This window comes from Paenibacillus alba (genome assembly GCF_013204855.1).
Taxonomy (GTDB): Bacteria; Bacillota; Bacilli; order Paenibacillales; family NBRC-103111; genus Paenibacillus_E; species Paenibacillus_E alba.
The window spans coordinates 409,305-428,536 of sequence record NZ_JABMKZ010000004.1 but is presented as its reverse complement, the minus strand read 5'-3'; the positions used below and the strand labels follow the sequence as shown (position 1 = coordinate 428,536).

At 45.1% G+C, this 19,232-nt stretch carries 15 protein-coding genes; 12 read left to right on the top strand and 3 right to left on the bottom strand.

Translation table 11 applies throughout. From position 1 onward, the window contains the following. Window positions 1-123 precede the first annotated feature (123 nt). The 7 genes from HQN90_RS08835 to trpA all read left to right on the top strand — a co-directional run bounded on the left by HQN90_RS08835 (window position 124) and on the right by trpA (window position 8,067). Window positions 124-1,434, top strand: coding sequence for an ABC transporter substrate-binding protein (locus HQN90_RS08835; protein ID WP_173217399.1), 1,311 nt, complete (start codon window positions 124-126; stop codon window positions 1,432-1,434). Between the two features lie 77 nt (window positions 1,435-1,511). Then, a complete protein-coding gene (locus HQN90_RS08830; protein ID WP_173217398.1) occupies window positions 1,512-2,396 on the top strand; it encodes a carbohydrate ABC transporter permease in 885 nt (294 codons plus the stop codon). Between the two features lie 13 nt (window positions 2,397-2,409). Beyond that, window positions 2,410-3,249: a carbohydrate ABC transporter permease gene (locus HQN90_RS08825; protein WP_173217397.1), complete on the top strand. Its 840-nt coding sequence runs from the start codon at window positions 2,410-2,412 to the stop codon at window positions 3,247-3,249. Window positions 3,250-3,297: 48 nt separating this feature from the next. After that, window positions 3,298-4,560: a Gfo/Idh/MocA family protein gene (locus tag HQN90_RS08820; RefSeq protein WP_173217396.1), complete on the top strand. Its 1,263-nt coding sequence runs from the start codon at window positions 3,298-3,300 to the stop codon at window positions 4,558-4,560. A gap of 469 nt (window positions 4,561-5,029) precedes the next feature. Next, a complete protein-coding gene (locus HQN90_RS08815) occupies window positions 5,030-5,995 on the top strand; it encodes a sugar-binding transcriptional regulator (protein ID WP_173217395.1) in 966 nt (321 codons plus the stop codon). A 22-nt stretch (window positions 5,996-6,017) separates the two neighbouring features. Continuing rightward, on the top strand, window positions 6,018-7,307 hold the full coding sequence (gene trpB, locus HQN90_RS08810) for a tryptophan synthase subunit beta (protein WP_216855252.1): 1,290 nt from the start codon (window positions 6,018-6,020) through the stop codon (window positions 7,305-7,307). Beyond that, window positions 7,249-8,067 carry a tryptophan synthase subunit alpha gene (gene trpA, locus HQN90_RS08805; protein ID WP_173217394.1) on the top strand — a complete coding sequence of 273 codons (819 nt, stop codon included), beginning with the start codon at window positions 7,249-7,251 and terminating at the stop codon, window positions 8,065-8,067. Before trpB ends, trpA begins: the two co-directional genes overlap by 59 nt. A 515-nt stretch (window positions 8,068-8,582) precedes the next feature. Here the strand turns inward: trpA and HQN90_RS08800 are convergent. Genes HQN90_RS08800 through HQN90_RS08790 form a run of 3 tightly spaced genes read right to left on the bottom strand, consistent with a single transcriptional unit; the run spans window position 8,583 to window position 12,014 of the window. Beyond that, window positions 8,583-9,539 carry a metallophosphoesterase family protein gene (locus tag HQN90_RS08800; RefSeq protein WP_173217393.1) on the bottom strand — a complete coding sequence of 319 codons (957 nt, stop codon included), beginning with the start codon at window positions 9,537-9,539 and terminating at the stop codon, window positions 8,583-8,585. Beyond that, complete coding sequence (locus HQN90_RS08795; protein ID WP_173217392.1) at window positions 9,536-11,173, bottom strand: DUF4091 domain-containing protein; 1,638 nt, start codon at window positions 11,171-11,173, stop codon at window positions 9,536-9,538. The genes HQN90_RS08800 and HQN90_RS08795 overlap by 4 nt, the downstream gene beginning before the upstream one ends. 7 nt (window positions 11,174-11,180) lie before the next feature. After that, window positions 11,181-12,014 (bottom strand): alkaline phosphatase family protein, encoded by an 834-nt coding sequence (locus HQN90_RS08790; RefSeq protein WP_173217391.1) that lies wholly within the window; start codon window positions 12,012-12,014, stop codon window positions 11,181-11,183. A gap of 249 nt (window positions 12,015-12,263) precedes the next feature. Between HQN90_RS08790 and HQN90_RS08785 the strand changes: the two genes are divergently transcribed. From HQN90_RS08785 to HQN90_RS08765, 5 genes are all read left to right on the top strand, one after another. Next, window positions 12,264-13,217 carry an ABC transporter permease gene (locus tag HQN90_RS08785; protein ID WP_173217452.1) on the top strand — a complete coding sequence of 318 codons (954 nt, stop codon included), beginning with the start codon at window positions 12,264-12,266 and terminating at the stop codon, window positions 13,215-13,217. Between the two features lie 16 nt (window positions 13,218-13,233). Then, a complete protein-coding gene (locus tag HQN90_RS08780; RefSeq protein ID WP_173217390.1) occupies window positions 13,234-14,124 on the top strand; it encodes a carbohydrate ABC transporter permease in 891 nt (296 codons plus the stop codon). Between the two features lie 52 nt (window positions 14,125-14,176). Beyond that, window positions 14,177-15,688, top strand: coding sequence for an ABC transporter substrate-binding protein (locus tag HQN90_RS08775; protein ID WP_246362155.1), 1,512 nt, complete (start codon window positions 14,177-14,179; stop codon window positions 15,686-15,688). A gap of 121 nt (window positions 15,689-15,809) precedes the next feature. Then, window positions 15,810-17,543: a cache domain-containing sensor histidine kinase gene (locus HQN90_RS08770; protein WP_173217389.1), complete on the top strand. Its 1,734-nt coding sequence runs from the start codon at window positions 15,810-15,812 to the stop codon at window positions 17,541-17,543. Between the two features lie 27 nt (window positions 17,544-17,570). Then, on the top strand, window positions 17,571-19,175 hold the full coding sequence (locus HQN90_RS08765; protein WP_173217388.1) for a response regulator transcription factor: 1,605 nt from the start codon (window positions 17,571-17,573) through the stop codon (window positions 19,173-19,175). The last annotated feature ends 57 nt before the right edge of the window (window positions 19,176-19,232 follow it).

The following is a 19,232-nucleotide window of genomic DNA, read 5'->3' as shown; positions in this document are numbered from 1 at the left end:
GGTGCCAATTAATTTTTGACGAATTGAAGGAGGTGAAATTTGCTTTAGCGGCCGTAATAATTTGATATTGATGTGAAGTAGGGACAGGTTCTTTCACAAAATATGAAAAAGGGTGATCTTGAGATGGTTAAAATTACAAAAAAAGCAGCTTTCGCAGCAATGATTATGTCTTCAATGGTAGCAGTAAGTGCGTGTGGCAATTCGAGTTCTACCGAACCAACCTCATCTGGAGCTCCTACAAGCGATTCGAAAGCAACTGCTGCGGCCGGTGAGAAAGTAACCATCACATATGCTGGTTGGAAACTGGATACGATGACAGATGTTATCAAAGAGTTTCAAACTAGCCATCCCAATATTGAAGTCAAATTAGAGAATACACCGTACAAGCAATACTTCACCAAATTAGAAACATCTGCGCAAGGCGGGACAATGCCTGATGTGCTCTGGATGAACGGTCCGAATTTTATTAAGTATGCAGAGAATGGGATGCTAAGAGATCTATCTGACAATATCAAGAAAGATCAGGTGGATTTGAAAAATTATCCGACATCGCTCATTTCCCTGTATAGTCTTGGTGGTAAAAATTATGGGATTCCCAAAGATTATGACACGATTGGACTCTGGTACAATAAGAAGCTTTTTGATGAAAAAGGTGTTTCTTACCCGGATGCCACTTGGGATTGGAATAAGCTGACAGAAGCAGCCAAGAAATTAACAGACACATCCAAAGGCATTTATGGCTTCGCTGCCCCGATGATGAACCAAGAGGACTATTATAATACGATTCTTCAAGCCGGCGGCAGCATCATTTCGGACGATCATAAAAAGTCGGGCTTCGACCAGCCAGAAGCGATTGAAGGCTTGAAATTTCTAACAGATCTTATTCAGGTACATAAAGTATCTCCAACCCTGGCGCAAATGACGGAAACAGCTCCATCGGATTTGTTTACGTCCGGTAAACTAGCCATGTATTTCGATGGTTCATGGGCTGCCTTCACGATTAATCAAAGTGCGGATATGAAAAACAATGCAGATGTTGCTCCTCTGCCTAAAGGGAAGAAACAAGGCGTTGTCATTCACGGACTAGGTAACGTGATTTCTGCGAATTCCAAACATCCCAAAGAAGCATGGGAATTCGTAAAGTTCCTTGGTTCCAAGCAAGCAGCTGAAGTTGCCGCCAAACAAGGGGGGGCGATCCCAGCCTATAAAGGCAGTGAAACGGCCTGGTTAGCGACATTCCCGCAATACCATGCCAAAGCATTCATCGACATGACGGAGTATGCAACGCCGTATCCGGTGTCCAAGAATACTTCTGTGTGGACAACGTATGAAACGGAAATTTTGAAAAATGCCTGGACTGGCGATAAATCAGTGGCAGATGCAGCCAAAGAGCTCGGAGCCAAAATGAACCAAGCGTTAGCAGCAGAGAAATAAGTCTTTGGCAGGGAGATTCGCGGTAGCAAGCAAGCGAATCTCCCGCCACTAATTCACTCATGGGAGCGTGAGTACTCATGCGAATCAGCTCGAAACGCCGGTCCGACTGGATGTGGGCGTACATCATGATTACACCATTAATGCTTGGTTTGCTCGTTTTCTATATTTGGCCCGTGTTTCAGACTTTTTATTTCTCCTTCACCGATTGGGGTGCTTTTGGAAAGTACACATGGTCCGGTTTATCCAATTATAAGCAGCTTTTTACCGATAAAGATCTGCTTTATGCCTTCCGCAACACAAGTATTTACATTATTACAGCAGTTCCGATTGGCATTATTTTATCTATTGTATTAGCGGTGCTTTTGAATCAAAAAGTAAAAGGGTTGTCCCTTTATCGTACGCTCTATTTTCTACCTGTTGTCACGATGCCCGCTGCAGTCGCGATGGTATGGAAATGGCTGTACAACTCCGATTTTGGTCTCATCAACTATGTATTGGGACGTTTGTCAATTACAGGACCTCACTGGTTGACCGACAATCGCACAGCGCTTTTATCCATTATTATTGTTGCTATCTGGAGCGCGATCGGCAGCCATATGATCATCTTCCTGTCGGGACTTCAAGGCATCTCCGTTTCCTACTACGAAGCAGCAGATATTGATGGGGCTGGGGCATACACCAAATTTATAAAGATAACACTGCCTCTATTAACCCCAACTATCTTTTTCGTCATGGTCACGTCTCTAATTGGAGCTTTTCAAGTATTTGACTTCATCTATATGATGGTTGGCGATATTGTTATGGAATCAACGCAATCAGTCGTTTTCTTATACTACAAGTATGGGTTTCTCAAAAACAGCAAAGGCTACGCCTCATCCATTGCCGTGCTGCTCTTTGTTATCATTATGATCATTACGTATATTCAAATGAAAATCCAGAAGAAATGGGTTCATTACGAATGAAGGGGGCGAGCCAATGACAACCAAATCTCACCAACAGAAGTCGCTTCAGATCGGATTAATCCATCTTATTCTTATTCTGGGAGCTGTCATTATGGTGACTCCTTTTATATGGATGTTTCTAACCTCGGTGAAAACATTGGGAGAGTCCACAGCGATACCGCCAGTGCTATTTCCAAAAAGTTTTCAGTGGAGCAATTACTCGAAAGTTTTTCTGAACTTGCCATTTTTCACTTTTTATTGGAATACATTTATTACGACGTTAATTAAGGTTGTTGGACAGCTGATTATCTGTTCGCTAGCGGCTTATGCGTTTGCACGAATTGCTTTTCCAGGTCGCCACTTCTTTTTTATTCTCATGCTTTCTGTACTCATGGTGCCTGGTCAAGTATTTCTCATTCCGCAGTACATGATTATGAAAGATTTCGGCTGGCTTAATTCGCTTACAGCTTTAATCGTGCCTGGCTTGTTCAGTGCATTTGGCACCTTTTTATTGCGTCAATTTTTCATGACGCTCCCGCATGAGCTGGAAGAAGCGGCGAAGCTGGATGGCTGCAATCAATTTCGGATTTATTGGCAAATCATGCTGCCGTTGGCCAAATCGGGCATGGTTGCGCTCGCTATTTTCACGATGCTATGGTCTTGGAATGACCTCATGTGGCCATTAATTGTGAACAGTTCACCGGACAAAATGGTGCTTTCTGCGGGAATAGCCTTTTTGGAGGGAGAGCACAAAACAAATTATACGATTATTATGGCAGGCTCTCTAATGGCCATTTTACCAATGATTGTAATTTTCTTTGTCTTTCAGCGCTCCTTTATTCAAGGGATTGCTTTTACCGGAAGCAAGTCGTAATTACCGTAAGGATTCATTGACATACGAAGTCATTTGGAGGAATTTATTATGCAAAAAGTTACTGCAATCCTACTCGGAGCCGGAAATCGCGGAGCGCAAGCGTATGCGCCATATGCGCTTAATTATCCGCACGAGCTTGATATCATAGCCGTCGCAGAACCGGATGATGAGCGTCGCGCTGCTTTCGTGTCCGCACACCAAATCGCTCAGGATCATTCATTTTCGAATTGGGAGCAGCTGCTGGCGCTGCCCAAAATCGCGGATATCGCGATCATTTGCACGCAGGATCAGATGCATTATTACCCAACCTTGCAGGCTCTCGAGCTTGGCTATCACGTTTTATTAGAGAAACCCATGTCTCCAAGTCCTGAAGAGTGCGTGGAAATGGAGCTTATGGCGAAAAAGCACAATCGCCTGCTGACGATCTGTCATGTTCTTCGGTATACAGCCTTCTGGACAGCGATGAAACGCGTGATCGAAGAAGGACGAATCGGCCAAATTGTCAATATTCAGTTGAATGAAAATGTCGGCAATATGCATATGGCACACAGCTTCGTACGGGGAAATTGGAACAATTCAGATACGTCCAGTCCGATGATTTTGGCCAAATCGTGTCACGATATGGACATTCTCTCCTATATTATGGGCGAGCCCTGCGAGCGTATTAGTTCTTTTGGATCGTTGATGCATTTCAAATCGGAGAATGCACCTGTGGGAGCACCGGCTCGCTGCTTGGATGGATGCCCAGCGGAAGCGACTTGCCAATACTATGCGCCGAAGTATTATTTGGGGACTGGCCGCAGCTGGGCTGGTAAATTCACAACGGATACAAGTCTTGAAGGGATTATCGAGGCGCTGCGCACGACCCCTTACGGCAAGTGTGTCTATCACAGCGATAACAATGTGGTTGATCATCAAGTCGTGAATATGGAGTTTGCGAGCGGGGCAACGGCGATGTTCAGCATGTGCGGATTTACGAGAGACAACACGCGTATTCTGCAAATCATGGGGACGAAGGGCGATATTCGTGGCAATATGGAAGAGCACGAATTTACGATCCACGACTTTGTGACGAATGAGCAAACGACGATTCATGTGCAAGCATCCGAAGAAGGACATAACGGGGGAGATGCCGGGATCATCCGCAGCTTCCTGCGCGAGGTCAGAACGTATGCCGGGGGCGAAAGCGAGTCTTCCGCTTCGGTTTCCGTGCGCAGCCATCTCATGGCATTTGCTGCGGAAGAATCCCGTGTGAACGGCGGCAAGCCAGTCGTCATTGAAGAGCTCCATAAACGTTTGGCAACGGTATAACGGAAATATACATATCGAACACAAGCTGCCGATCCCTGTGATTGGCAGCTTGTGTTTTTTCTATTTTAATCCACGATAAGGAACTGTGTGTTCCCTTATACATCGATAAAACAGACATTTGGTCAATTAGACGGAACTAGGGTCCGCTATTAGGCTGAAAATTGCCAAATCTCACTCCAATGGGAACTAGGGTCCGCTATTTCATCATTTTGTGCTCAGAATCAGCATTGTTCGCTTCAATAACGTACCTCAGTTCCGCTACATGCTGCTTTTGCCCTGATTCTCTCCATTTAGCGGATCGTAGTTCCTTTTTGCGAGGGATTATTCTTAATAGCAACATAATCGAGCAGACTGGAATCCGCCTTCATTATTTTGTTTGAAAAAGATGAGAGGCTACGATATAATTATCAATAAACACATATGTACATATACTGATCATATGTACATATTGGATTTGGAGTGCGATAATATGGCTGAACGCAATCAAGATCGATTCCGTTTGTTAGTTAAGATTTGTCAGCTTTATTACGAAGATGGATGGAATCAGTTGGATATCGCCAAACGTTTGGGAATATCGCGGCCGCATGTTAGCCGTATGCTGACAACAGCTAAGTCCGAAGGCATTGTAAAGATTTCTATTCACAATCCGTTTTCGGCCGAGCAAGAGCTTGAGAAATCGCTGTTAAGTCTCTTCGGGATTCAGGATGTGCTTATCGTCGACTCGACAGACATGAAACCAGATCAGCTGTACTCCTTACTCGGACGAACCTGCTCACCCTTAATCGAATCTGTCCTGAGAGACGGGGATCATGTGGGGATTATGGCAGGGCAAACGATAGCGAGTGTTGCCGAGGAATTGGATTATTTTGCAAGTGAAGGCTTGCAGTTTGTGCCCTTGGTGGGGGGCTGGGGATCAGATGGAGCTTCTTGGCATGCAAACACGAATGCAATGGCATTTGCCAATAAGCTGAAAGCGAAATATTCAATCATTCATGCACCAGCGGTTGTCGCCAATGAAGGAACAGGCACCCTTCTGCGTGAAGAACCAGAGATTGCCAAGGTTCTTCATCAGGCACAAAATAGCCGAGTCGCGATTGTCAGTATCGGAGATGTGAGCGAGCAGGCGACGATGGTGAAGTCAGGCGGATTCAGCCCCGAGATGATGAGAGAACTGAAAGAGAGAGGCGCTGTGGCAAACCTATGTGCATCCTTCTTGGATGCAAACGGTCAGGAAATCGAATTTCCTGAACAAAATAAGATGATCGGCTTGTCAGCACGGGAACTGCGCACTATTCCAACAGTCATTGGTATCGCAGGCGGCGAGCACAAAGTCGAAGCGATCACAGCAGCTTTGCGGGGCAAATGGATTGATATTTTGGTGACAGACACGTTGGCAGCGCGTGAAATCCTGTCATCCTTTCAAAATTTGGAATGAATAGAAAGGGAAGATGATGACCATGCCAGACAAGGTGAAGGCAGCGACAATTGCTTCTGTAACGACGGATGAGTTTATCGCAGAAAATGGTTACTACGGGGACTATGGCGGCTCTTTTATACCTGAAATTCTAGTTCCCGCATTTGAAGAGATTAAGGCACATTTTGAAGCGATTCGATATGACGAAGATTTCTGGCAGCAATATCGCGCTTTGCTTACGAACTATTCTGGGCGACCTACGCCGCTTACTTATGCGGACCGGCTAACTGAGCACTATGGTCGAGCCCACATTTATATTAAACGCGAGGATCTTAATCATACCGGTGCTCACAAATTAAATAATGCGCTTGGTCAAGCCATGCTTGCCAAGAAAATGGGCAAAACGCGGATTATTGCCGAAACAGGAGCAGGGCAGCATGGGGTGGCAACCGCAACGGCAGCGGCGAAGTTAGGTCTATCTGCAACGATCTATATGGGGCGCGAGGATATGGAGCGGCAATACGCCAATGTCTTCTGGATGAAAAGGCTCGGAGCGGAGGTCATTGCGGTCGATTACGGGTCTCAGACGTTAAAGGATGCGATCAATGAAACGCTGAGAGATTGGGTATCCAGCTTTGAGACGACGCATTATGTGCTTGGAACAGCATCAGGCGCGCATCCTTTTCCGGCGATGGTTGCTTTCTTTCAATCGGTCATCGGGATCGAGGCGAAAGACCAAATCCTGCGTGCAGCAGGCAGGCTGCCAAGTCATGTCTATGCCTGTGTAGGCGGCGGTTCCAATGCACTCGGCATCTTCCAAGCCTTTTACCCGCATGACGATGTGAAATTGACCGGTGTTGAAGCTGGCGGGAAAGGGAAGGAATCTGGTCAGCATGCAGCGAGAATCGCCTATGGCGAGGGCACTTTAGGCGTAGCTCAAGGCTATAAGACGCTGTTTCTGCAAAATAAGGATGGTCAAATGAACGATACGTATAGCCTTGCCGCTGGTTTAGATTATGTGGGCGTATCGCCCATCTTGGCTGATTTATCCAACCGAGGAAGGGTGCAGTTCAGTGCTGCTACGGATGACGAAGTGATAGATGCGCTGCAAACCGTTATGCAAACGGAAGGACTCATTCCTGCTCTGGAATCTACGCATGCTTTCGCAGGGGCATTCAGGGACATTGCTCATTCTTCGAAGTCGGATATTTTCATCATTAATATGTCCGGTCGTGGCGACAAAGACATCTTTAATATAGCGGAGGGATTGCAGGATGAAGAATGGAAAGCATTTATCCACCGAAAAAGCAACCAGTTCAGTCGTCAGGCTTGAGGACCGCATTCATCGTAAAAGCGGAGAAAAGCCCATTCAGATCATGACACACCAGATTCTCGGTTATCCAAGCTTCGAGACGAATTATGAAATGATTCGTTTGTTCAACGAGAATAAGGTTGATTTAGTAGAGCTTCAGCTCCCATTTTCGGAGCCTATTGCCGATGGACCTGTATTCCTAAGAGCGAATCAAGCCTCGCTGACGAATGGGACGACGACGCAGCAATGTTTGGATTTCGCCAAACGTGTTGCAGCTGAATTTCCAAATCTGTCATTTTTGTTTATGACTTATTATAATGTTATTTTCCAGTACGGAATCGAAAAGTTCATAGCAGAATGTTCAACGATTGGCATCCATGGCCTAATTGTGCCAGATGCCTTTCCCGATGAGAGCAGCGAGTTTATGGCAACTTGCCGTGACTATCAGGTAGAACCGATTCTAATTGCTACCCCTTACACCAAAGATGTTCGTCTGGCTTATTTGGCTGATGAAACCGGAGGTTTTATCTATTGTGCTGCCCGCAAAGGTGTGACAGGCTCCAAAACCTCATTCGGTGACGAGACGGACGTCTTCTTAAAACGTGTGCGCAGCTTTGCTAAGACTCCTATCGCTGTTGGCTTCGGGATTCAGAGTAGTGCGGACGTTCAGTTTCTAAAAGGGAAATGTGATATTGCTATTGTTGGTACGCAATTGCTTAATGTTCTGGAAGAAGATGGCCTTGACGGTGTGCATCGTTTTTTGCAATCTTTGACTTCTTGATAATAAACGTCCATCTCGTTGTGAACCACGATCAATTGGGTTAAAAGATGGGTGGGGAAAGAGGGCTGAAGCTGGGCTCAAGATGGGAGCTAGGCTGAAAGCCTGCAGAAGTGCAGGCTTTTGTAACGAAATCAGATGAAAAGTCGAAGAGCCTGCAATTATGCAGGCTTTTCGCGCATTTACCTTCCAGAATCGATAAAGTCACTCGAAAACATGCATTATTGCAGGAATGTATGTTAAAAGCTGCTCGATCAAGGAAAAAGGATGCATAATCGCAGGCTTTTAGAAAGTATAGTTACTTACAAAAATTTAAAAAACACTTTTTGCTGATTTTGCTGATATTGCTACTCTTTGCAGAGGAGTTCGCTTTCTTCTGCGCATCAACCTCTTGTTTTCATCCTCGCATTCAACACATTCAGGCAGAACTTAAAAGCAGCACAATATTCACTCCTACAAGCGTGTGTATCCTAGTGACTGACTGCAGTAGAAATGAAGCATGTGCAATTACCTCATTTCTAATTTGTAAGCTTCCGCCCTTCCGGCATATGCGCAGGCTGTTCACGTAGAATCGAGCCGTCAGCAAGGTGGAGCCACGTATCAAATGCACGAACACCCTCCGATAGCTGGATTACTCTGGCTCCTGTCATGAAAGGACGATCTAAGTAAGCGTTCCGAGTCGTTCGCCCATAGCAAAGGCGAATGCCGTGCAGGGTGCCCCAAAAATCATTGCCATGGTCATGGCCAACAAAGGTTCCCATCACATCACCCATTTCCACCATAGCCGCGAAGAAGCCTGTGTTAATCCAAGGCGCCGAGCAGCCATAATCCTGTCTCTGTCCATAACAGACGCTGAAGTCCCAGATATCATTGTACTCAGGCAAAGGAATATGGAAGAAAGCAAGGGAAGGCAGCGGTTGCCCGCCGTTCTGGGCGGTTAATTGGTAGGATTGATCGACATACCAATTAATCTGGCTTCTTCGAATCCAATCGTAGAAGCCAAGCCGCGAATATTCGAGTGGCGAGTAGCTGCCTGAATCTAGAAAATAGAGCGCAGCAGCCGGATCATTGTGCTTATCATGAATGGTTAAGACATAGTTGCCGACGCCGTCCACGTGAGGCGGATCGGGCTTCGCATAGCTAAACCGATGAGCTAATTGAAGCGCATGCAGCTGCTCGCGCGTCATATTGGCAGCTTCGGAATCATGATTGCCGAAAACGACAGCCCAGGGGATTTCCAGCTCTTCAGGAACTGCCACCGCATTGCGGAACAGTTGAGCTACATCCGTGCTGCCGCCGCTTGCAATGACATCTCCGGTATACACAACCAGATCGGGCTTCTCGGACTCGAGGATATGGCGCATCATCGCACTCATGTTGATTTCTTCCTCCGCTTGACTGTTGCTGAACTCCACATCAGCGAATTGTACGATTTTGAATGTGCCATCTTCACGAAATCGAAGTTGTCTCTTCATGTCAGAACCCTCTCATTTTCCGGAAAATTGTAACAAGAAGCAGAAACCGCCTCTAACAGTCGCCTATGTGCGAGATCAAAATGGGTGGGATCGGTTTCAACTCCTGTAAAGCTGAAGAAACAGGATTGAAGAATCTCATCTGCCAACGGTTTATTGACACCAGCAAGCAGCTGAAGGAGTTCATAATCTTCGACCCCTGAGCGCATTGCTTCTAATCGCATGCTAAACATCGGACCCTCGGCGTCTGGGTAGACAATATGGGTGTCTCCGGAAGGGACTCTTTTGGCATGTATGCCAGGCGCGAGGTACGGACAAGTTAATTCAAACGGATTTTGATCGTCCAAATACATATTGAAACCCCAATGGAGATAGCCTTTTAACCCATATTTGTAATTCCCCCAATGTAAATACCGTGTTTTTAACAAGGGAATATCCAAGAAGCGGTTTAGGTAATGTCCGCCGGGATTCCAACACGTATAGAACCAGACGGTTTCTCCCAGATTCTGAAGGTGCTGAAAGTGAGCTTGATGCTGATCAAAGCCTTCGTTCGTTGGCACCCAAATATCTATGGAGCCTTCGATATGAGGATAGATCATAGCTTCGATGAGTTTGACACCAGGCATGAACTTCCGCACGATGCTGGAGAGTATACGGAAATCGCTGGCTGATTCCTGAATCGGTTCATCGGCCACATGCTGAATGGTGCGATCCAACCAATCGTTCTGCAGGAGAAATTGCTGCCAAGCTGGAAGGAATTGGGCGAGAAACGTATATCCTTCCGGCGATGTCGCTTTGATGTCATTTCGGCAGCTAAGCACGAATAAAGGATCGTCCCAACCGATGCGAGAAGCTAGATGTCCACCTTCAATCCCCGTGAAACCAAGTGATAGAAAGAGTTCGATGTACCTTTTCACCTTCGTAAAATCAAACGTATAGTGCCCAGTATCCTCTTGGATATCAATAAGCTCTAGTCCAACTAAAAAATGTGTTTGGCGCGTCCTGCGCATGGCTTCGCCGTATTTTCTCAGCATGTGCCAGTGATCCTCAGACCATAGTTCTAAACCATGGTAAGTTGCGGCATTTTGATTGGAAAGCCAATTCGTTATCGCCAAAGTCTCCTGCTGAGGGACGACTGCCTGGAAAACTTCCAAGGTTACTGGAATGTTAATTGCTTGGTCACCTGTTGTTAGGCAAAGCTCCCCGCTATAAATGGCAGGGAGCAGGGAAGAGGGAATGTGCCAGGAAACATAGAGCGCTTCTTTAGGACTGCTGGTGGTGAAAGGTTGATCAACTCGCTGTAAGGCGTCATACACACGAAAAGGAGCGGGGCGAGTGACATAGTCAGCAGGAGTCCCGGCGGGAATGGTCGAGTATGTAGGGCCTGTATTCTCATTCACCAGTACGTCTCTCAAACGAAAGACTTCCATCTGGATATTATCGCAGTTCATTGCGGCTGAGGGAGTAGGAATGTAAGTCCACGCAAGAGCAGCGCCCACGTCTTCCAACTGAATCAGGATTTGGCAACCCGCACGAGATCCGCGCGCCGTTGAAAGGGAAATGCTGTCTGGCCCAGATTCCGTGATGAGGCTATCCGGATACAACCATTCATTCGCAGAAAAGACTTGATATGGCATAAGGCATTCACACCTTCCTAAATAATGAGCCCGGCAGCTGTGCGTCCCATAAAGCCGGTATTTCCAAGCCTAATGCATAGGCAGCAACAGCAGCCGTGTCAACGATTGATAATGGAGGCAGCTGCGTGTTGGCATCAATACCAGGACCCACGCATCCCCAGAATACTTGTTTGTCCATCGGATGATCGCTGCCGTGATTATAGGCATCAGCGCCACCACCGCCATGGTCAGTTAATAAAATGATCAAACTATCCTCGAGCAGCTGCAATCTTTCAATGGCATCCAGCACTTTCCCGAATAACTGATCACATCTAGAGATGGCTTTTAAATAATCTGGTGAATTTGGCCCATAACCGTACTTATGGCCTGATCCATCCGGCTCGTCTAACTGCATGAACAATAATTTAACGTCTGGATTGTTATCCAAATAGTTTTCAAGCGCAGCTACAAGCTGATCGTCGGGAAGGGAGACTTTGTGTATCTCCTGCTCGTCTTCAATAATGCCGTCATTAATTGGAGACCATCCAACAAATGAGGCTAATTTGGCATCCGCCCAAGCTTCTCTGGTCAAACGAAAGATTGAAGGGTAGGGAGAATCCACCGGGAACTTCTCGCTGGCTGCAAGCTCATTGGTCAATAAATGCTTCTCTGGACGAACGCCATGCAGAACCGAGCCCCAGCATTGTGCGCTAATTGTCGGTGATTCGGCCTGTGCGCGATAAGTGACGGCTCCCTTTTGCAAAAAAGAATCAATTACGGGTGTTTCTGTGTGCTCTAAGAACGAACCTGCACCATCCATGCCAAGAATAAAAACACGCTGTACGGGAATTGAATGTGCCATAGAAATACCTCCTCAAATCGTAAAAAGAATAAGGGACTTTCTGCCAAAATAATCATTTCGCTCTAAGCATAATGAGTCCCCATTCGAGTGTCAATATCGTTGAGCAGCGATTCGTACAACAAGTCACAATTGTCGTATTACGAAGTCATGATCCTAGTGGTCGATGAGATTTTGGTTGTAATATAATGGCACTGTAAGCGAGAGAAAGTCAGAAAGGGTGGGCACATGAAAGTAAGGGAAACCGTTTCAATGCAACCGCAATATGCAGCAATAACGAGGAAGAAGAGTCGAGTGTGGTTGAAAAAGTTAAATAAATTCAAATGGCTGCTGCTGATGACCCTGCCAGGCATTCTGTATTTGTTTATTAATAATTACATTCCTATGTATGGATTAATTCTCGCTTTCAAGAACTTCAATTTTGCCAAAGGGATGTGGGGAAGCGACTGGGTGGGGATGGACAACTTCAAATTCCTATTTAACAGTCCTGATGCCTATATCATCACACGAAACACGATTTTATATAATGTGGTGTTTATTGTTCTTAATTTGATATTGGCCTTGCTTGCCGCACTATTCATAAATGAAATCAAAGACAAAGTAATTTCTCGGTTTTACCAAAGCACATTTCTCTTACCCCATATCATTTCTATGGTTGTTGTCGCCTATCTCGTATACAGCTTCCTCAATATGGAAAATGGGCTCATCAACCGTCTTATGGGCAAATGGTTTCACAAAGAGGCTATATTTTGGTACAGTGAAGCTGCTTATTGGCCATATATCCTCGTCATCGTCAATGCATGGAAGCATGTGGGTTACTTGTCCATCATTTATTTTGCTGCGATGTTAGGCATTGATAAGGAATATTATGAAGCCGCAACCATTGACGGGGCCAACAAGTGGAAACAGATGACGCGAATTACGATTCCGTTAATTACACCCATTATTACAACGATGACTCTATTAGCCGTTAGTGGTATTCTACGTTCTGACTTTGGCTTGTTCTATCAGGTACCGATGAATACGGGGGCGTTGATCCCGACAACGAATACCATTGATACATTCGTATATCGAGCTATGGGACAATTAGGGGATATCGGCATGTCTTCCGCAGCAGGACTGTATCAATCTTTCATCTGCTTCATCCTGATTCTGGCTGCCAACTACGCCGTGCGCCGAGTGATCAAGCAAGAAGCTTTATTCTAGGGAAGGGTGTACCTCGATGATCAAGACGAATAGAATCGGTCAGGCCAGCATTCATGTTTTCTTTTGGTTGTTTACAATCGCTTCCTTATTGCCTTTTCTCCTTATCTTTATGGTTTCGATCTCGGATGAAACATCTATAGAGTCTAATGGCTATTCGTTATTCCCGAGCAAAATTAGCTTCGCTGCGTACCAGTTTTTATTTTTTAACTTCTCGGAAATTACCAAAGCCTATGGGATCACGATCTTTTGCACGATTACGGGTACTGTGTTAAGCTTATTCGTTACAACATTGATGGCGTATCCGCTTTCCAGGGCAAATTTGCCGTTCCGCCGAAGCCTAGCTTTCTACATCTTTTTTACGATGTTGTTTAGCGGGGGGATGGTCCCTTGGTATATGACATTTGTAAATCTGCTGCATATGAAAAATTCAATGCTGGCTATGATCATTCCAGGCATGCTGTTAAGTGCTTTTAACATTTTGTTAATGCGCAGCTTTTTCGCGAACTCGATCCCCGAATCCGTCATTGAATCAGCGACCATTGATGGAGCGAGCGAAATTCAAATTTTCTGGAAAATTGTAACACCGCTTTCACTACCAATCCTAGCTACAATTGGGCTGTTTACAACGCTAGCTTATTGGAATGATTGGTACAATTGCATGCTGTTCATTGATAAACCTGCACTCTATAACATTCAATATTTAATGACCAAGACACTCACCAATATCCAATACCTCATTATGAAATCCAACTCCTCTGCACAAGCGGGTGAACTGCTCGCCAAGATGCCGAGGGAAACCGTTCGTATGGCGCTGGCTATTGTCGGAATAGGACCGCTGCTTCTGGCGTACCCGTTCTTTCAGAAATACTACATCAGCGGAATCACCAGCGGAGCCGTGAAGGGGTAATGTGGTTTGTTGATGAAACTAGGATTTTACTTTGAGAGGGGAAACTGGATCCATGAAGAAATCTTTCAAGATCGTCTTTGCACTTATGATTGGCAGCGCATTCACATTATCCGCCTGCAGCAGCGACACGAACAAGGGGGAATCCTCAAGCACAAGCACCACGACTTCAACGGATTCAGGTTCCAAAGCTTTGGCTCCATACAAAATAACACTCGTATACCCAGCATCCGCACCGAAAGATTTAGCCTTGGTTCAAGCAGAAATGAGCAAATACTTAACGGAAAAGATAAACGCAACCATCGAACTTAAGCCAATTGAGTGGGGCTCATGGGATGATAAAACGAATCTGATGAAAATATCGAATGAAACGTATGACCTCATGTTTACAGCCAGCTGGTATTATTATCCACGTGATGCGGCCAAGGGGCAGTACCTGGAATTAGATGATCTCATGTCCAAATACGGGAAAGACATTCCCGGCGTGCTTGGTCCTGATTTCATCAAAGGCTCACGCATCGGCGGCAAGCTCTTCGCGCTGCCCACGAATAAGGAGTTTGGCCAAGGATTTGGGTTTTTATTGAACAAAAAACTAGTGGATAAGTACAATTTTGATACAAAAGGCATTAAATCCATGGACGAGCTTGAAGCGATGTTCAAAAAGATCAAGGATAGTGAGCCAGGGGTAACGCCTATCATCAGCAGTAAATTCTCTAACATTTGGAATGCAGCTAACTATGACAGTATTGTTGCAGGTCTTGCGATTCCGCGCGGTAGCAAAGAGCTGAAAGTTGTGGATACGCTGGAGGATCCGAACGTACTCAATTTCTATAAACGGATTAATCAATGGAATAAGAACGGGTGGTTTGATAAAGACGTGCTCACTTCAGATTCGGACCAAGCGATGAATATGATCAAAGCAGGCAAAGGCTTCGCTGTCGCTCAATCCTTGAAGCCAGGCAAAGACAAGGAAATGAGTCTTACTTCGGGGACAGAGGTCGTCCAAATTGAGACCGCAGCTCCTTTTACAACAACAGGTGATGCCCAAGGAGCAATGTTAGGAATCTCACGTACATCGAAAGATCCGGCGCGAGTTATGATGTTCCTGAATTTGCTGTATACGGATGCCAAGCTGCTTAACATGCTCGATTGGGGAATTGAGAACAAGCATTACGTGAAGAAATCAGATCAAATCATTGACTATCCTGCTGGGATGACAGCTGATACAGAAACCTATCCGAATCCAGGCGGCTGGATGTTCGGTAATCAATTCAATTCCTATTTATTTGCCAATGAAGACCCGAACAAATGGAAAATGTTCAAAGAGTTCAATGACCGATCGGAACGCTCAATTGCCCTTGGTTTTTCATTTAATCAAGAACCGGTGAAGTCCGAGCTGGCCTCGATCACTAACGTCGAGAATGAATTTAAATCTCTCTACACCGGTGCCGTAGATCCAGAGAAAACGATGGCCAAGTGGAAAGAGAAGCGGGCAGCAGCGGGCTTTGACCGCGTGAAGGCAGAAGTCGAGAAACAATTGAAAGAGTGGGCGGCTTCCCAAAAATAAGTGAACGTCGCTATCCTGGAATACCCTACCTTTACTCTGCATCCCAAAGGTAGGGATTCCTTATTTTGCCTATACTAACTATAATGGTTGTATTCCCTAGCGTTAGGAGAGACCTGAATCGATGACAAGTTCTCTTCGATTTAAACTGATTATCGGATTCATTGCCATTGCGATTCCTTTATTGATCCTGTTGTTAGCGAACAATTTGTATGCATCCAGCACAGTCAGAGAACAGGTAGCTGAATCGAACAAAAATGCAATTATTTTATATTCAAATCAAATTCAGGCTGAACTGGATCGGGAGACTAATTTCTTATACAATTTGGCCTACGAAGATCCCAATATTTCGTTGTTATCGAGAGTTAAGTCAGATCCAACGGAGTACATTCTCACCAAAGAACGGATTATTAATGAATTAAACCGATATCACCGTTTTGACAGCAGCGTGGATTTTCAGTTTATTTATTCCGTCACGAATGAAGATATCTTCAACACAGCGATCAAAACGAAATCGTATGACGAGCTTATTGCCACTCAAACGACGTTAGCTGCGCTGCTAAAAGAAGCACAACCAGGCAGTCCTTTTTTTCAAAAATGGAATGCGGTTAAATATGGCGATGAGTATGCGTTAGTGAGATTGGTGGATACAGGAGAGGGCTATTACTTAGGGGCTTCTGTCCGTTTAAGGAACCTGATGATTCCGCTCGACTTAATTCAACTAGGATCTGACGGATTTGCCTCTTTTATCTCGGCAGAAGGACGGATTATTGCGAATAAAGACTCCTCTATGGAGCTTTCTATTGAACCTGAAATCCTCAACCAGAAAGAAGAAGCCTATCAGCTTATCCGCATAACGGATAAAAGATATATTGTTGTCTCCAACCCGATTAAGGGGACGGATACGATGTTAAGCGCTTTTATTCCTGAAAAGAAATTAGTTCAGAAATTGACGTACTTCCGTGGATTCATTTTCATCGTACCTGTCTTGGCGGCAATCGTTCTAATCTTCTATGTCTTCTATTTGAATGAAATGGTCCTGAAGCCAATTTACAATCTGATTCGTGGGATGCGGAAAATTAAACATGGCGATTGGAGCACGCGTCTTATGCCTTCCCAAACGAAAGAATTTACGATCATTAATGAAACGTTTAACGATATGGCCTCGCAAATTCACGATCTGAAGATTCATGTCTATGAAGAGCAGATTAAATTACATAAAGCGGAAGTGAAGCATTTGCAGCTTCAAATGAATCCGCATTTTTTATTGAATGCTATTAATATTATTTACAATCTGGCACAAATTCAGAAATACGACATCATCCAGCTTATGAGCTTGAATCTGGTCAAATATTTCCGCTTTACGACACAGACGCATCGAAATGTTGTTTCCATTGCAGAGGAACTCGAGCATATGGAGAGCTATATGAATATCCAGAAGCTTCGCTTCCCAGATCGCATTACCTTCAACTTTGAGGTTGAGGAACCGTTGCAAACGACATGTATTCCGCCTCTGATCATTCAGCCTTTCATCGAAAACAGTATGAAATACGGCTTTGATTTCATGGACCATCCGTTTCATATGCATATTCATATTCGTTCAGACATGCAGTCACAAGCGATGGAAATCGTCATATCCGATAATGGAAGCGGCTTTCGCGAAGATATGCTTGCAAGCTTGCAAAATGGCGAGTACTTTGTTTCTCAAAATGGGGAGCATTTAGGCATTTGGAATGTCCATCATCGTTTGCAGTTTATATTTGGGCATGAGGCAAGCCTGAAATTCACCAATTTGCCAGATTCGGGCGCGTGCATTGTGATACGCTTGCCCATTCGTCATTTGGATTCATTCAGCTAGTCCAAGTCGCTCGGTAGGGGGATATTCATGAACAGAAAAGCACTCATTGTAGATGATGAAATCTACGCCGTAATGGGAATTAGGAGCGGTCTGAATTGGGATGACCTGCAAATTTCTGATGTGTATGAAGCTTATAATATTCGTGAAGCCATGAAAGTATTTGAACATACCCACATTGATATTCTGATCTGCGATATTGAGATGCCGAAGGGCACAGGCATTGAACTGCTGGAATGGGTCAATGTGCATTCCCCTGCAACGGAGACGATCTTCCTGACCGCACATGCTGACTTTGGTTTTGTCCAAAGAGCGGTCCAGCTGGATAGCTTCGATTATATGCTTAAACCGATTGAATTCAGCTTACTGCAAGCGACAGTTGCCAAAGCTCTGCAATCCATACAGCAAGAACAAGCACTCCATCAGCTTCGTGAGCAATATAAGCCATACTATGAGCTGTGGTTAAAAAATAAATCGGTCCTAACCGATACGTTCTGGAATCAGTTGTTTGCCAAAAGAATCGGTTGCAAACAAGAGAATGCAGCGAGTTTCATAGCGGACCATCACCTCCCCTTAACGCCACAGTCACGCATTGTTCCGATTGTGATTAGTGTTGAATCCTGGGAACGCGATCTGAATAGCGGAGACGAGGAAGTTATGGAATATGCGCTCCGCAAGGCGGCTTCCGAGGTGCTGCTTGAGGGCAACAAGGGAGAGGTTATTCAAACGAAGCAGGGTGTGAATGTGGTTCTGTTTTTCTTGGAACAAGAGGAACAGATGGATTATACCGACCTAAATGAGAAAAGTACAACCTACATAGCGTCTTGCAAGCAATATTTTAGCTGCAGCATTTCCTGTTATATCGGGGAGGCTTCCAGCTTATGTGACATCCGTGAAACGTATATGAAGCTGCTGGATATGGAATATAATAATTTGCAAAAGTCCAACAAAGTGTACTGGCAACAAGATTATCAAGTAGCCCCGATGACGCTTAAGCTCCCAGAGTTCTCGGCATGGACAATTCTCATTGAGCAAGGTAAAAGGGGGGAGATGGAAAAGGAGATCCATCGCTCTCTTATGGAGCTGCGCGAAGATCCGAGGCATGGCGCTCAGGCACTGCAAGCCTTTTATCACGGTTTTCTGCAAATGATTCATTACATTTTACACAAAAATGGATTATCAGCCCATGAACTTTTGCAGAATCATCAAGATATGTTGAATGGGAAATTGCCTCGTTCCCTTGAGCAGCTGCAGGCGTGGGCACTTCAATTAATCTCGGTGGTTTCTGATTGTTTGCATCAGAATGACTCTGTCATTCAACGGGTTCAGTGCTTCATTGCAGATCATCTGAGCGAGCTGATTACCCGAGAGCAGCTTGCTGATTTCGTCCATTTGAATCCTGCGTATTTGTCCAGACTGTTCAAGAAAGAAGTTGGCGAATCCATAACGGACTATATCTTGTTGGAACGCATGAAGCTGGCTCGAGAACTCATTGGCAATTCATCGATCCCGATCTCCGACATCGCGAAGTCTCTGGGTTATAGTAATTTTTCTTATTTCGCAAAAATGTTCAAAAAAGTGTACCACCATACGCCTCAGCACTATCGGAAGCAAATGGCTCCACTGTGCGAGTAAGAAGAGGCCTTAATACAGGTTTTCAACTAGTTCGTATTTTTATTTTGAAAGATAGCG

Coding starts and splice junctions, on each gene's coding strand:
- HQN90_RS08765 (WP_173217388.1), top strand. CDS start 17,571: ATGAACAGAAAAGCACTCATTGTAGATGATGAAATCTACGCCGTAATG.
- HQN90_RS08820 (WP_173217396.1), top strand. CDS start 3,298: ATGCAAAAAGTTACTGCAATCCTACTCGGAGCCGGAAATCGCGGAGCG.
- HQN90_RS08815 (WP_173217395.1), top strand. CDS start 5,030: ATGGCTGAACGCAATCAAGATCGATTCCGTTTGTTAGTTAAGATTTGT.
- HQN90_RS08775 (WP_246362155.1), top strand. CDS start 14,177: ATGAAGAAATCTTTCAAGATCGTCTTTGCACTTATGATTGGCAGCGCA.
- HQN90_RS08790 (WP_173217391.1), bottom strand. CDS start 12,014: ATGGCACATTCAATTCCCGTACAGCGTGTTTTTATTCTTGGCATGGAT.
- HQN90_RS08785 (WP_173217452.1), top strand. CDS start 12,264: ATGCAACCGCAATATGCAGCAATAACGAGGAAGAAGAGTCGAGTGTGG.
- HQN90_RS08780 (WP_173217390.1), top strand. CDS start 13,234: ATGATCAAGACGAATAGAATCGGTCAGGCCAGCATTCATGTTTTCTTT.
- HQN90_RS08795 (WP_173217392.1), bottom strand. CDS start 11,173: ATGCCATATCAAGTCTTTTCTGCGAATGAATGGTTGTATCCGGATAGC.
- HQN90_RS08800 (WP_173217393.1), bottom strand. CDS start 9,539: ATGAAGAGACAACTTCGATTTCGTGAAGATGGCACATTCAAAATCGTA.
- HQN90_RS08830 (WP_173217398.1), top strand. CDS start 1,512: ATGCGAATCAGCTCGAAACGCCGGTCCGACTGGATGTGGGCGTACATC.
- HQN90_RS08770 (WP_173217389.1), top strand. CDS start 15,810: ATGACAAGTTCTCTTCGATTTAAACTGATTATCGGATTCATTGCCATT.
- HQN90_RS08835 (WP_173217399.1), top strand. CDS start 124: ATGGTTAAAATTACAAAAAAAGCAGCTTTCGCAGCAATGATTATGTCT.
- trpA (WP_173217394.1), top strand. CDS start 7,249: ATGAAGAATGGAAAGCATTTATCCACCGAAAAAGCAACCAGTTCAGTC.
- trpB (WP_216855252.1), top strand. CDS start 6,018: ATGCCAGACAAGGTGAAGGCAGCGACAATTGCTTCTGTAACGACGGAT.
- HQN90_RS08825 (WP_173217397.1), top strand. CDS start 2,410: ATGACAACCAAATCTCACCAACAGAAGTCGCTTCAGATCGGATTAATC.